This window comes from Pantoea sp. CCBC3-3-1 (genome assembly GCF_007981265.1).
Taxonomy (GTDB): Bacteria; Pseudomonadota; Gammaproteobacteria; order Enterobacterales; family Enterobacteriaceae; genus Erwinia.
This window is the reverse complement of the sequence record NZ_CP034363.1, coordinates 930,425-943,733: the sequence shown is the minus strand read 5'-3', so window position 1 is coordinate 943,733 and position 13,309 is coordinate 930,425. Positions and strand designations below refer to the sequence as shown.

Annotated in this window: 11 protein-coding genes; 3 read left to right on the top strand and 8 right to left on the bottom strand. The window is 53.8% G+C overall.

Going from position 1 to position 13,309, the window contains the following annotated elements; all coding sequences use genetic code 11:
• Positions 1–139: 139 nt before the first annotated feature.
• The 8 genes from rseP to rpsB form a co-directional block, all read right to left on the bottom strand.
• Complete coding sequence (gene rseP / locus EHV07_RS04220) at positions 140–1,489, bottom strand: sigma E protease regulator RseP (protein WP_147195409.1); 1,350 nt, start codon at positions 1,487–1,489, stop codon at positions 140–142.
• 8 nt (positions 1,490–1,497) lie between these two features.
• Positions 1,498–2,355, bottom strand: a complete 858-nt coding sequence (gene cdsA / locus EHV07_RS04215) for a phosphatidate cytidylyltransferase (RefSeq protein WP_147195407.1) — start codon at positions 2,353–2,355, stop codon at positions 1,498–1,500.
• An 18-nt stretch (positions 2,356–2,373) separates the two neighbouring features.
• Positions 2,374–3,126: a (2E,6E)-farnesyl-diphosphate-specific ditrans,polycis-undecaprenyl-diphosphate synthase gene (ispU, locus tag EHV07_RS04210; protein WP_147195404.1), complete on the bottom strand. Its 753-nt coding sequence runs from the start codon at positions 3,124–3,126 to the stop codon at positions 2,374–2,376.
• Between the two features lie 185 nt (positions 3,127–3,311).
• Positions 3,312–4,514, bottom strand: coding sequence for a 1-deoxy-D-xylulose-5-phosphate reductoisomerase (gene ispC, locus EHV07_RS04205; RefSeq protein ID WP_147195402.1), 1,203 nt, complete (start codon positions 4,512–4,514; stop codon positions 3,312–3,314).
• Between the two features lie 131 nt (positions 4,515–4,645).
• Positions 4,646–5,203 carry a ribosome recycling factor gene (frr, locus tag EHV07_RS04200; RefSeq protein ID WP_147195400.1) on the bottom strand — a complete coding sequence of 186 codons (558 nt, stop codon included), beginning with the start codon at positions 5,201–5,203 and terminating at the stop codon, positions 4,646–4,648.
• Between the two features lie 135 nt (positions 5,204–5,338).
• The gene (gene pyrH, locus EHV07_RS04195; protein ID WP_147195398.1) at positions 5,339–6,064 is read right to left on the bottom strand and encodes a UMP kinase; all 726 of its coding nucleotides are present in this window, start codon (positions 6,062–6,064) and stop codon (positions 5,339–5,341) included.
• Positions 6,065–6,221: 157 nt separating this feature from the next.
• Positions 6,222–7,073: a translation elongation factor Ts gene (gene tsf, locus EHV07_RS04190; RefSeq protein WP_147195394.1), complete on the bottom strand. Its 852-nt coding sequence runs from the start codon at positions 7,071–7,073 to the stop codon at positions 6,222–6,224.
• Between the two features lie 193 nt (positions 7,074–7,266).
• A complete protein-coding gene (gene rpsB, locus EHV07_RS04185) occupies positions 7,267–7,992 on the bottom strand; it encodes a 30S ribosomal protein S2 (protein WP_147195392.1) in 726 nt (241 codons plus the stop codon).
• 329 nt (positions 7,993–8,321) lie between these two features.
• Between rpsB and map the strand changes: the two genes are divergently transcribed.
• The 3 genes from map to dapD all read left to right on the top strand — a co-directional run bounded on the left by map (position 8,322) and on the right by dapD (position 12,996).
• The gene (gene map / locus EHV07_RS04180) at positions 8,322–9,116 is read left to right on the top strand and encodes a type I methionyl aminopeptidase (protein ID WP_147195390.1); all 795 of its coding nucleotides are present in this window, start codon (positions 8,322–8,324) and stop codon (positions 9,114–9,116) included.
• 295 nt (positions 9,117–9,411) lie between these two features.
• Positions 9,412–12,057 (top strand): bifunctional uridylyltransferase/uridylyl-removing protein GlnD, encoded by a 2,646-nt coding sequence (gene glnD / locus EHV07_RS04175; protein WP_371419662.1) that lies wholly within the window; start codon positions 9,412–9,414, stop codon positions 12,055–12,057.
• A 114-nt stretch (positions 12,058–12,171) separates the two neighbouring features.
• A complete protein-coding gene (gene dapD, locus EHV07_RS04170; protein ID WP_147195386.1) occupies positions 12,172–12,996 on the top strand; it encodes a 2,3,4,5-tetrahydropyridine-2,6-dicarboxylate N-succinyltransferase in 825 nt (274 codons plus the stop codon).
• The last annotated feature ends 313 nt before the right edge of the window (positions 12,997–13,309 follow it).

The window sequence follows — 13,309 nt, the reverse complement described above, 5'->3', positions numbered from 1 at the left end:
TCGTCACCTAGAAGAGAAATTGCTGCGCGTCGACCATCCCGCGTTGAAATTTTGCTCAAAATGCTCATTTACCCTGGTAAACTGCGCTTTCTCGCAAACTTCCGCCTTGTCTGGCCTTAGCTCGCTAATTTCTGAACCTCTATAACCGCGAGAAATCATTGAATAGTGCAAGCCCCATTAACAGCACCAGCAAAACAGAGCCAATGCGATAACTGAAGTCCTGAACTCGCTTAGACACCGGCCCACCTTTGATCTTTTCGATCGCCAGAAACAGCAAATGCCCACCATCTAATACCGGCAAGGGGAACAGATTGATAATTCCGAGGTTCACGCTGATTAACGCGAGGAACATCAGATAATAAATCAAGCCATATTCCGCCGACATCCCAGCACCCTGGGCGATCGAAATCGGCCCGCTGAGATTGTTCAACTTCACTTCGCCAACAATCAGTTTGCCCAGCATGTTTACCGTCAGCTTCATCAGCTGCCAGGTTTTGCCGCTGGCCTCACCTATTGCCGCAAACGGTCCAAACTGACGAACCGTTTTAAATTCATCCGGCAGAGGAACAATGCGCGGGATCACCCCGGCAAATCCTTCTGCTTTACTGCCTGGCTTCACGTCTGGCGTCAGTGTCACGGTGAGCGGACTGCCCTGTCGCTCAACGTCTACCGCCAGCGCTTTACCCGGATTATCGCGAACCAGAGTGACGAAATGCTGCCACTGGTCCAACGGCTGACCATCGACTTTAACGATCCTGTCGCCTGCTTGCAAACCCGCCTTGCTTGCCGCCGAGTTAGCCTGAACTTCTGCCAACACGGTTTCAACCTGCGGTCCACGTGGGCGCATGCCCAGTGAAGCAACCGGATCCTGCTTGTCGGGTTCGAAATGCCAGTTACGCAGATCCAGCCGTTTTTCACTGACTTGATCGGTGCCGAAAGGCGCCACGCTGAACGTGACATCTGCGTCACCGATTTTTGATACCAGCGCCATGCGCACAGCATCCCAGTCACGCGTTTCGATACCGTCAACGGCTTTAAGTTCCATCCCAGGGGCAATTTGCGCCTCTGCCGCCTGCGAACCGCTCACTATTTCACCAACAACCGGCCGAACGCCAGGCACGCCGATGATAAACACCAGCCAGTAAGCGAAGATAGCGAACAGGAAGTTTGCGATGGGTCCGGCGCTGATAATAGCCGCGCGCTGTAAGACGGTTTTATTGTTGAAGGAGCGGTGACGTAATTCAGGCGGAACGCTCTCTACGCGCTCGTCGAGCATCTTTACATAGCCGCCGAGCGGGATTAGCGCGATGACATACTCGGTTCCCTGGCGATCGCGGCGACGCCAGAGTGTCTTACCGAAGCCGACAGAAAAACGCTCAACCTGGACACCGCAACGACGGGCCACCCAAAAGTGGCCAAATTCATGGACGGTAATCAGTACGCCCAGCGCAACGATAAATGCCCCAAGGCTCCAGAGAATGCTCAGCATAGCGTCCCTTATAGCGTCCTGAAGACCAGCAACAGCAGGCAGGCAAACACCGGCACAGCAGCGGTCAGGCTGTCAATACGGTCCAGAATGCCACCGTGGCCTGGGATGAGGTTGCCACTATCTTTGATGCCCGCTTCACGCTTAAACATGCTTTCAGTGAGATCGCCCAGCACGGAGGCCAACGCGGCAACAATAGAACAGGTCAGTAATGTGACGGGTTCGATGCTCAGCGGCGCCCAAAGCCCAAACAGCCAGGCAATCAGGGCTGACGTCAGCAGGCCGCCGAAAAAGCCTTCCCAGGTTTTGCCCGGAGAGACTTTCGGTGCCAGCTTGTGCTTACCGAAAAGACGACCAAACATGTAGGCACCGGAATCCGCTCCCCACACCAGAAACATCACATACAGCAGCCACCATGCACCTGCGTAGCGATCGGCCTCATAATGATACTGACGCAGTGCAATCATTCCCCAGAAGAAAGGAACAATGGTCAGCACGCCAAAGGCCAGGCGCAATACGCGGGAAGATCGCCACACAGAAGCGGAGCCGGGATAGAAAAGCACCAGCAATAGCGCCACTATCCACCAGCCCAGAGCGGCCCAAAGCGAGCCGGCAATCTGTATCAGATGGACAGAATGATGATAGGCAGGAAGAGTGAACGTCATGAAGGCCAGCAGCAGCCCGCATAGCACCGCCAGCCAGACACGTTGAGTGCGCGAGGCGAGGCCGGCGAACTGTCCCCATTCCCAGGCCGCCAGCATACAAACGGCCAGAGTGACAATGGCAAATCCGGGAGGCGGCAGCAAAAACAGCGCTGCAATCACGATCGGGATAAGTATAAATGCGGTAATCAGGCGAGACTTCAGCAAGGATTACCCCCAGAGCGCTTAAGCGCCGCCGGGTGCTGCACCGCCAAAGCGGCGCTCTCGTTGTGCAAACGCATTCAGTGCACCTTCAAAAACTTGTTCATCAAAATCAGGCCAGAGAACATCGGAGAAAAAGAACTCTGCATAGGCGACCTGCCACAGCAAGAAGTTACTGATTCGATGCTCTCCCCCTGTCCTTATTACCAGATCCACCGGAGCCAGTTCATTGAGGCAGAGATGCGGGGCGAGGGTTTCTTCCTCGATTTGGTCTGGTCGAATCAGACCTTCCTGCACCTGTTCTGCAATTTTCCTGACACCATGAATAATATCCCAACGTCCGCCATAATTTGCGGCAATGTTCAGGGTGAGTCCATTATTTTGTTGAGTAAGTTCTTCAGCGCGACGGATGCGCTCCTGCAGACGGGAATTAAAACGGCTTGTATCACCAATGATCCGCAGACGAACGTTATGCTTGTGGAGGCTTTTTACTTCGCTGTCGAGCGCCCAGACAAACAGCTCCATCAGCGCCAGCACTTCCTGCGGCGGACGGTTCCAGTTTTCACTGCTGAAAGCATAGAGAGTCAGCGCATCCAGATTACGGCTTACGGCAAAACTCACCGCGCGACGTACGGATTTCACCCCTGCCCGGTGGCCGGTAATACGCAGCTTCCCCTGGTTTTTGGCCCAGCGACCATTGCCATCCATAATGATGGCCACATGGCGGGGATTCAGCCCCGACAGGTCATCGGTTTTTATTTGATTTTCGGACGACATAACGCGTAATAATTCCTTTAATCAGAAATGCAACGGTTTCTGAAATACCTTACCCGCTCGACGTAAAAAAGCCGTGTTTCACACGGCCTGCAACACCGCAAATCGCAACGGTATGGTGAAGCGGCGGCCGAAGACTATACCATCTCCGACCTTCTCCCACAAACGACGACGGCTAATCGGCTTATTTACCGGACAACGCTAAAGCGTGACAGGCAGGCTAACGCGGTTTCACGTGCCTGGCGGTCGATTTCCAGTACGGCTTCCACGCTTGTCGGTTCCGTAGCGGAAAGCTTTTCCAGAACGGCCATGTTCACGCTCGCAATATCGGTGAAACGAATTTGCTTATCCAAAAACGCGGCCACGGCAATTTCATTAGCGGCATTCAGCGTCGTTGTCGCCGCCTGCCCTTTTTCGCAGGCATCAATCGCCAGCTTGAGGCAGGGATAGCGTGCGTAATCCGGCTCGGCGAACGTCATTGCCCCCATCCGGGTAAAATCCAGTGGCGCGGCGCCCGACTGCACACGATCGGGCCAGGCCATGACGTGAGCAATCGGCGTACGCATATCTGGCGAGCCTAGCTGCGCCAGAACGCTGCCATCACGATAGCGGACCATAGAATGGATTACCGACTGCGGATGCAGGATAACTTCCATCTGGGCATCGGTTGCGTTAAACAGCCAGCGGGCTTCGATATATTCCAAACCTTTATTCATCATGGTGGCTGAATCAACGGAAATCTTACGACCCATTGACCAGTTCGGATGCGCACAGGCCTGGTCCGGCGTCATCTGCGCCAGATCCGCCAGCGGCGTTTCGCGAAAAGGACCACCCGATCCCGTAAGGATAATGCTATCAATGCCATTATCTTGCAGAGAAGCGTAACCTAACTGGCGCTGGAGGGAAGCGGGCAAACTCTGAAAAATGGCGTTATGCTCGCTGTCGACCGGAAGAAGCTGGGCACCGGCGTTGCTTACCGCCTCCAGAAACAGCTGGCCGCAGGTTACCAGCGACTCTTTGTTGGCCAGCAAAACGGTTTTGCCCGCCCGAATCGCCGCCAGCGTGGGCAACAGCCCTGCTGCACCGACAATCGCGGCCATTACCTGATCCACGTCGTCCAGGGCCGCAAGTTCGCAGGCCGCCTGTTCACCGCTCAGCACTTCCGTAGCCACGTTCAGGCTTTGCAGACGCAGCCGCAGCGCTTTTGCTGCAACCTCATTCGCCATGGCGGCATAAGCAGGACGGAAAGCCTGGCACTGCTCGGCCATCAGCTCAACGTTATGCCCGGCGACCAACGCCTTAACGGCAAACAGATGAGGATTCGCCCTGACCACTGCCAGCGTGCTGGTGCCGATAGAACCGGTCGAACCAAGGATCGTCAATTGTTTCATGAGGTTGCTCTGTGTAATGACTGAGGAACCGCCCGGACGGCTCATCAGAAAGAAAACCAATGCAAAACGCCGTAAGATCGCTCGCCTGAATAAGCGAGGATCTGTACGGCGTTTTATGCGGCATAATGAACTTAGAAGTCCATCAGCTCCGCTTCTTTTTCTGCCAGCGCTGCATCAACTTTCTTGATGAAAACGTCGGTCATTTTCTGAATATCATCAGCTGAACGGCGTTCTTCGTCTTCGCTGATTTCTTTATCTTTCAGCAAGGCTTTCACCTTGTCGTTTGCATCACGGCGCACGTTACGCACGGACACGCGACCCTGCTCTGCTTCACCGCGCACCACTTTGATCAGGTCTTTACGACGCTCTTCAGTCAGTGCTGGCAACGGAACACGAATGTCAGCGCCTGCTGAACTTGGGTTTAAACCCAAGTCGGAGGTCATGATCGCCTTTTCAACGGCCGCGCTGATTGAGCGGTCGAACACGTTGATTTTCAGCGTGCGGGAATCTTCAACGGTGACGCTTGCCAACTGACGCAGCGGCGTAGAAGCGCCGTAATAATCGACCATGATGCCGTCGAGGATACCTGGCGACGCACGGCCGGTACGAATTTTGCTGATGTGGTTTTTAAAGGCTTCCACACACTTTTCCATGCGCGTTTCAGCATCTTTTCTGATTTCGTTAATCACGTTGTAACCCTTGGATTCTGGTTAACCTGCGAGACTCTGCAGCCAGAGCCCGTGTCAAAATAGTTGTCGTTACTGATTGTAGCGCGCTACGCGCCACAAAGGCAGAATATACCTTATTTTACGCGTCGACTGATATTATTGCGTAATCAGCGTGCCTTCTTTTTCGCCCATGACCACGCGGCGCAGTGCGCCAGGTTTATTCATGTTGAAAACGCGAATTGGCAATTTGTGGTCACGAGCCAGCGTAAACGCGGCCAGATCCATCACTTTCAGCTCACGATCCAGCACGTCGGTGTAGCTCAGCTGATCGTACAGCGTAGCGTCCGGGTTTTTCATTGGATCGTCGGAGTAAACGCCATCCACTTTCGTGGCTTTCAGCACGACGTCAGCTTCGATTTCGATGCCGCGCAGGCAAGCCGCAGAGTCAGTAGTGAAGAATGGGTTGCCGGTACCGGCGGAGAAAATCACGACGCGGTTATTACGCAGCAGGCTAATGGCTTCTGCCCAGCTGTAGTTATCACAAACACCATTCAGCGGAATGGCTGACATCAGACGTGCGTTAACATAGGCACGATGCAGCGCATCACGCATCGCCAGACCATTCATCACGGTCGCCAGCATGCCCATATGATCGCCAACGACGCGATTCATTCCAGCCTGTTGCAGGCTTGCGCCACGGAACAGGTTACCCCCACCGATAACCACACCCACCTGAATGCCCAACTCTACCAGCTCTTTGATTTCCTGAGCCATACGATCCAGCACGCTGGCATCGATACCGAAGCCTTCGGCACCTTGCAGAGCTTCGCCGCTCAGTTTCAGCAGGATACGTTGATAAACAGGTTTTGCATTGGTCGCCATGGTATTTTTTCCTGGAAGATATCTAGTCGATGTGAGGAGTTAAATCTTTGCTATCATCGCGTTTGCTGCGATGAATTACTATTGGGATGAGACTGAAAATGCATTCTGATAACGCAGATAAAAAAGAACCGCCGGATGGCGGTTCTTATCAATCTTATTAAGACTGCTTGGACATCGCCGCAACTTCTGCTGCGAAATCGGTCTCAGCTTTCTCAATACCTTCACCCACTTCGAAGCGGATAAAGTTGATCACGTCAGCGTTCTTCTCTTTCAGAACCTGACCCACAGTTTTGCTTGGGTCGATAACGAAAGGCTGACCAGTCAGAGAAACTTCGCCGGTGAATTTCTTCATGCGGCCTTCAACCATTTTCTCTGCGATTTCTTTTGGCTTACCAGACTGCATAGCGATGTCCAGCTGTACCTGGTATTCTTTCTCAACCACGTCAGCAGACACGTCTTCTGGCTTAACGAATTCTGGCTTGCTGGCTGCAACGTGCATTGCGATCTGCTTAACCAGCTCTTCGTCCGCAGCTTTAGCGGAGATCAGAACACCGATACGTGCGCCGTGCAGGTAGCTGCCCAGCACATCGCCTTCCAGGGATGCAACACGACGGATGTTGATGTTCTCACCGATTTTAGCAACCAGTGCAACGCGCTCTTCTTCGAACTGCGCTTTCAGCACTTCAACGTCAGTGATTTTGCCTGCAACCGCAGCATCCAGCACTTTGTCAGCAAACGCCTGGAAACCACCGTCTTTAGCAACGAAGTCGGTCTGGCAGTTAACTTCCAGGATCACGCCGTAGTTACCGTCGATTTTGGTTTTGATCACGCCGTCAGCAGCAACGTTGCCTGCTTTCTTAGCTGCTTTGATCGCGCCAGATTTACGCATGTTCTCGATTGCCAGCTCGATGTCGCCGTTGGCTTCGGTCAGCGCTTTCTTACAATCCATCATGCCAGCGCCAGTGCGCTCGCGCAGTTCTTTTACCAGAGCAGCAGTAATATCAGCCATTCTCTAATCCTCGGTTAGCTCGCATCTGCCTGCGGCGCCGTGAGGGCGTTCGCAACAAATGCCTGGTCTCGGGAGAAACATTCTGCCCCGCTGGGTATCCAGCAAAGCGAAGTCAAAAAAATAAAGGGGCCAATACAGGCCCCTTACAGATTAACATCTGATTGATAAGGGCTCTTTAGCAGAGCAAACCTTATTACTCAGCTTCAGCGAAGCTTTCTTCAGCCTGCTGAGCCAGGTCCTGAGAGCGACCTTCACGCACGGTGGTAGCCACTGCGGTCAGGTACAGGCTTACAGCACGGATTGCATCGTCATTACCTGGGATAATGTAGTCAACGCCGTCTGGATCAGAGTTGGTATCAACGATAGCGAACACTGGGATACCCAGGTTGTTTGCTTCTTTGATAGCGATGTGTTCGTGGTCTGCATCAACAACAAACAGTGCGTCCGGCAGGCCGCCCATGTCTTTGATACCGCCCAGGCTGTTTTCCAGCTTGGCCAGCTCACGATCGCGCATCAGAGCTTCTTTTTTGGTCAGTTTATCGAAGGTACCGTCCTGAGACTGGGTTTCCAGATCTTTCAGACGTTTGATGGACTGACGAACGGTTTTCCAGTTAGTCAGCATGCCACCCAACCAGCGATGGTTTACGAAGAACTGATCGCAGCTCAGAGCGTGCTCTTTTACCGCTTCGCTTGCAGCGCGCTTAGTACCAACAAACAGGATCTTACCTTTACGGGAAGAGATCTTGCTCAGCTCAGCCAGGGCTTCGTTGAACATTGGTACGGTTTTTTCAAGGTTGATGATGTGAACTTTGTTACGAGCGCCGAAGATGAATGGCTTCATTTTCGGGTTCCAGTAACGGGTCTGGTGACCGAAGTGTACACCGGCCTTGAGCATGTCGCGCATGGAAACAGTTGCCATGATTACCTCTATAGAATGATTTGGGGTTAAGCCTCCATGTATCCCATACGACCGACCTCTCAGGCTGCATAGCAGCGCTAAAGGCACCCCGGCGTATGTGTCGATACATGTGTGTTATTTACACATAGTGAGATTTATGCGTTTCCCTGTAAACGTGCTCACAGAGAATCGTCGGCGCGCTTTATACCATAAAGCGCCCTGTGAAGCCAATGATTGTTCGCTACTCACCCCTTGCCACAAACTGCATTTGGCAGCATGGAGGTGGGCTGATAACATTGCTGCACTTCCTTTATTATCGTCGAAAATAGCGACAGCTGCGGACTAAATTAATGGCAATTACAATCAAGACCCCTGAAGAAATCGAAAAAATGCGCGTTGCCGGACGCCTGGCGGCTGAGGTGCTCGAAATGATTGCAGAGCATGTCAAACCCGGTATCAGCACTGGTGAGTTGGATCGCCTGTGTGACGATTACATCGTAAACACGCAGAAAGCGGTTTCCGCCTGCCTGGGCTATCACGGTTTTCCAAAATCCGTCTGCATTTCGATTAACGAAGTGGTATGCCACGGTATCCCCAGCGATGACCGCATCCTGAAAGACGGCGATATTGTGAATATCGACGTAACGGTAATTAAGGATGAGTATCACGGTGATACCTCAGCGATGTTTATCGTCGGCAAGCCAACCATTCTGGGTGAGCGTCTGTGCCGCGTGACGCAGGAAAGCCTGTATCTCGCCTTACGTATGGTGAAGCCGGGCATTCGTCTGCGTACCATCGGTCGTGAGATCCAGAAATTCGTCGAAGCGCAGGATTTCTCCGTGGTGCGCGAATATTGCGGTCACGGCATCGGTAAAGGCTTCCATGAAGAGCCGCAGGTACTGCATTACGATGCGGATGACGGCGGCGTGGTGCTGCAAGCGGGTATGGCTTTCACTATCGAACCGATGGTTAACGCCGGTGATTACCGCATTCGCAGCATGAAAGATGGCTGGACGGTGAAAACCAAAGATCGCAGTCTGTCCGCGCAATATGAGCACACGATTGTGGTGACGGAAAACGGCTGTGAGATCATGACGCTGCGTAAAGATGACACCATTGAAGCGGTGCTGACGCACGAGATGTAATCCCCTCGGGTGCATAGAGAAACCGGCACTGGCCGGTTTTTTTATGCGGCTAATTCTCTGCTGGCGGGGGGCATGAACCGTTCAGAAAGACGCAAAAAGCGGCAGCCATGCCAGCTCGACACGGGCCGTCCATGACCCGTGGCGCTTTCTTACCGGTCCATGCCCCTCCCGCTTTGACTTTGTGCATCGTCTGAAAAACCGATCGATGCCGGTTTTTTTTGATTTCAACCGCCCTGTAAGGCTATTGTCCCAGCAGTGAACTTATTGACTGGCGAGAACATGCAGGAGCATTGCCGTGAGCAAAACCTTTAACGATGACGGACTGGCTGATTCCCCTGCAGACTGGCAGGACGCCGAACTGACCCGGGATTCGCTCAAGCAGCACCTGGAGCATTTCCAACAGCGGCTGGCCGAAGCTTTTGACGCCGGCGAAGACGTAGAACGGCTCATTGATACCCGCACGCTATTTATCGATCGGTTACTGCGCCGCCTGTGGCGTTTTTACGGTTTTCCTGACCAGCTGGATATTGCGCTGGTCGCCGTCGGTGGTTATGGCCGTGGGGAGCTGCATCCCCTTTCCGATATCGATATCCTGATCCTCAGCCGCCAGCCTCTTTCCGAAGCTGACGCACAGCGCACCAGCGAATTACTGACGCTAATGTGGGATTTGAAACTGGAAGTGGGCCACAGCGTCAGAACGCTGGAAGAGTGCCTGCTGGAAGGTTTATCTGATTTGACGGTGGCCACCAATTTAATCGAGTCCCGCCTGCTGACTGGTGACGTGGCGCTGTTTCTTGAATTGCAGAAAAACGTCTTCAGCGACGGCTTCTGGCCTTCCGACCGTTTTTTTGCCGCCAAGATTGAAGAACAGCAGGAACGGCATCAGCGTTATCACGGCACCAGTTATAACCTCGAACCGGATATTAAAAGCAGCCCGGGTGGCCTGCGTGACATCCATACGCTGTTATGGGTTGCGCGACGCCATTTTGGCGCAACGTCTATGGATGAAATGCTCGGTTTCGGCTTTTTAACCGAAGCAGAACGTAATGAGCTGAACGAGTGCCAGGCCTTCCTCTGGCGCATCCGCTTTGCTCTGCATCTGACGCTGCCGCGCTACGATAACCGCCTGCTGTTCGACCGCCAGCTGAACGTCGCTCAGCGCCTGAACTATCAGGGCGAAGGCAACGAGCCGGTTGAACGCATGATGAAGGATTTTTATCGCGTTACCGCGCGGATCGGCGAACTAAACCAGATGCTGCTTCAGCTGTTTGAAGAGGCAATTCTTGCGCTGGGCGAGGATGAAAAACCGCGAGCTATCGATTGCGAATTTCAGCTGCGCGGCACGCTGATCGACTTAATCGATGAGACGCTGTTTGCCCGCGATCCGGTCGCCATCATGCGCATGTTTTATACCATGGTACGCGCGCAGAACATTACCGGCATTTACTCCACCACGGTGCGCCAGCTGCGTCGCGCGCGTCGTCATCTGAAGCAGCCTCTCTGTACTATTCCTGAAGCCCGCCAGCTGTTCCTCGCCATTTTGCGTCATCCGGGCGCCGTTAGCCGTGCGCTGGTTCCTATGCACCGACACAGCGTATTGTGGGCCTATATGCCCCAGTGGGGAAACATCGTCGGGCAGATGCAGTTTGACCTTTTCCACGCCTATACCGTGGATGAGCACACCATCCGCGTGCTGCAAAAGCTGGAAAGTTTTGCCGATGAAACAACGCGCCCCCGTCATCCTCTGTGCGTTGAAATCTGGCCGCGCCTGCCGCAGCCCGAGCTGCTGCTGATGGCGGCGCTGTTTCATGATATCGCCAAAGGCCGTGGCGGCGATCACTCAATATTGGGTGCCGAAGACGTGTTGGCATTTGCCGAACTGCACGGGTTGAACTCACGTGAAGCACAATTGGTCTCCTGGCTGGTGCGCCATCACCTGCTGATGTCGGTGACTGCCCAACGCCGGGATATTCAGGATCCGACGGAGATCCAGCAGTTCGCGGAAGTGATGCACAATGAAAACCAGCTGCGCTATCTGGTCTGTCTGACGGTAGCGGACATTTGTGCCACTAACGAAACCTTGTGGAACAGCTGGAAGCAGAGCCTGCTGCGCGAACTTTTCTTTGCAACCGAAAAACAGCTGCGTCGCGGTATGGAAAACAGCCCGGATTTACGCGAGCGCGTGCGCCATCACCGCCTTCAGGCGCTGGCGCTGCTGCGTATGGATAACATTGATGAACAGGGGCTGCGTAATATCTGGGCACGCTGCCGTGCCGATTATTTCCTGCGCCACACCCCCAACCAGCTGGCCTGGCATGCTCGCCATCTGATGGAGCACGATCTGAACAAACCGCTGGTGCTGGTCAGCCCTCAGGCGACTCGCGGCGGCACAGAGATTTTTATCTGGAGCCCGGATCGGCCGTATCTGTTTGCAGCCGTAGCCGGCGAGCTGGACAGACGTAATCTCAGCGTGCACGACGCTCAAATTTTTACCAGCCGCGACGGCATGGCAATGGATACTTTTATCGTACTGGAACCGGACGGCAGCCCGTTGGCGGGCGATCGTCATGAGATGATCCGCCAGGCGCTGGAGCAGGCTATCGGCCAGACCAGCTGGCAACCCCCCAGAATGCGTCGACAGTCGGCGCGGCTAAAGCATTTCAGCGTGGATACCGAGGTAAAATTCCTTCCAGCCCACACCGACAGGCGTACCTATCTGGAACTGATCGCACTGGATCAGCCAGGTCTGCTGGCTCGGGTAGGTGAAGTTTTTGCCGATTTAGGGGTTTCGCTCCATGGCGCACGAATCAGTACCATTGGCGAACGGGTCGAAGATTTATTTATTCTGGCAGATAACGATCGCCGCGCTTTAAGTCGCCAATTGCGTCAAGAGTTGCGACAACGGTTGACAGAGGCCCTAAATCCAAACGATAAAGTGTGACCCAGATTTAATTTTTTATCACGCCTCCGGGCGTAGCCTGTTGCAGTTCGTTGAGCGGTATAACGAGCGGTGAAGGCTGTCCCGGACAAGAATTTGACACAGGAATCTGAATTAATGCAACAATTACAGAATGTTATTGAAAGCGCCTTTGAGCGTCGCGCCGAGATCACCCCTGCTAACGCCGATACGGTAACCCGTGAAGCGGTTAATCAGGTTATTGGCCTGTTGGACAGCGGCGCACTGCGCGTTGCTGAAAAAATCGACGGTCAGTGGGTGACGCATCAGTGGCTGAAAAAAGCCGTGCTGCTCTCTTTCCGCATCAATGACAATCAGGTGATTGACGGAGCTGAAAGCCGTTACTTCGACAAAGTTCCGATGAAATTCGCCGACTACGATGATGCGCGCTTTAAGAAAGAAGGCTTCCGCGTTGTGCCACCAGCCGCCGTTCGTCAGGGCGCATTTATCGCACGTAACACCGTACTCATGCCTTCTTACGTCAACATCGGCGCTTACGTTGATGAAGGCTCAATGGTAGATACCTGGGCAACTGTCGGTTCCTGTGCGCAGATCGGTAAAAATGTTCACCTGTCCGGCGGCGTGGGCATCGGTGGCGTTCTGGAGCCGCTTCAGGCTAACCCAACCATCATTGAAGATAACTGCTTCATCGGCGCACGCTCTGAAATCGTTGAAGGCGTAATCGTTGAAGAAGGTGCGGTTATCTCCATGGGCGTTTATATCGGCCAGAGCACCAAGATTTACGACCGTGAAACCGGCGAAGTGCACTACGGCCGCGTACCGGCTGGCTCCGTAGTCGTTTCCGGCAACCTGCCTTCTAAAGACGGCAGCTACAGCCTGTACTGTGCCGTTATCGTGAAGAAAGTGGATGCGAAAACCCGCGGCAAAGTGGGCATCAACGAACTGCTGCGCACCATCGACTAAGTCCCATCGCTGTTCAACGGGCCGCGTAACGTGGCCCGTCATCTTTTCTTTACACTCCCGCCTGAAAAACCTGTTTTACATCGCGAAATAAGTAATGCTATTGCACAATAATCAGGCGATAATCCGCGCCATCAGCGCACAGCCTCCCCGCCCGATTTTCAGATTTCACATATACTCTGCTGAGTACGGTACGGGACGAGCGAGTAAAGCAAAAACAAGGCGTACAGCGCGCAGCCACCACAGCGTACACACAGTACGTGAGGAGGGTGAGCACTACACCACGCCGTGTTTGTGAAGCGCAGCCGGAACGACA

Excerpts from the sequence above, each read along its gene's own strand:
- rseP (WP_147195409.1), bottom strand. The coding sequence starts at position 1,489 with ATGCTGAGCATTCTCTGGAGCCTTGGGGCATTTATCGTTGCGCTGGGC.
- ispU (WP_147195404.1), bottom strand. The coding sequence starts at position 3,126 with ATGTCGTCCGAAAATCAAATAAAAACCGATGACCTGTCGGGGCTGAAT.
- ispC (WP_147195402.1), bottom strand. The coding sequence starts at position 4,514 with ATGAAACAATTGACGATCCTTGGTTCGACCGGTTCTATCGGCACCAGC.
- pyrH (WP_147195398.1), bottom strand. The coding sequence starts at position 6,064 with ATGGCGACCAATGCAAAACCTGTTTATCAACGTATCCTGCTGAAACTG.
- tsf (WP_147195394.1), bottom strand. The coding sequence starts at position 7,073 with ATGGCTGATATTACTGCTGCTCTGGTAAAAGAACTGCGCGAGCGCACT.
- rpsB (WP_147195392.1), bottom strand. The coding sequence starts at position 7,992 with ATGGCAACTGTTTCCATGCGCGACATGCTCAAGGCCGGTGTACACTTC.
- map (WP_147195390.1), top strand. The coding sequence starts at position 8,322 with ATGGCAATTACAATCAAGACCCCTGAAGAAATCGAAAAAATGCGCGTT.
- dapD (WP_147195386.1), top strand. The coding sequence starts at position 12,172 with ATGCAACAATTACAGAATGTTATTGAAAGCGCCTTTGAGCGTCGCGCC.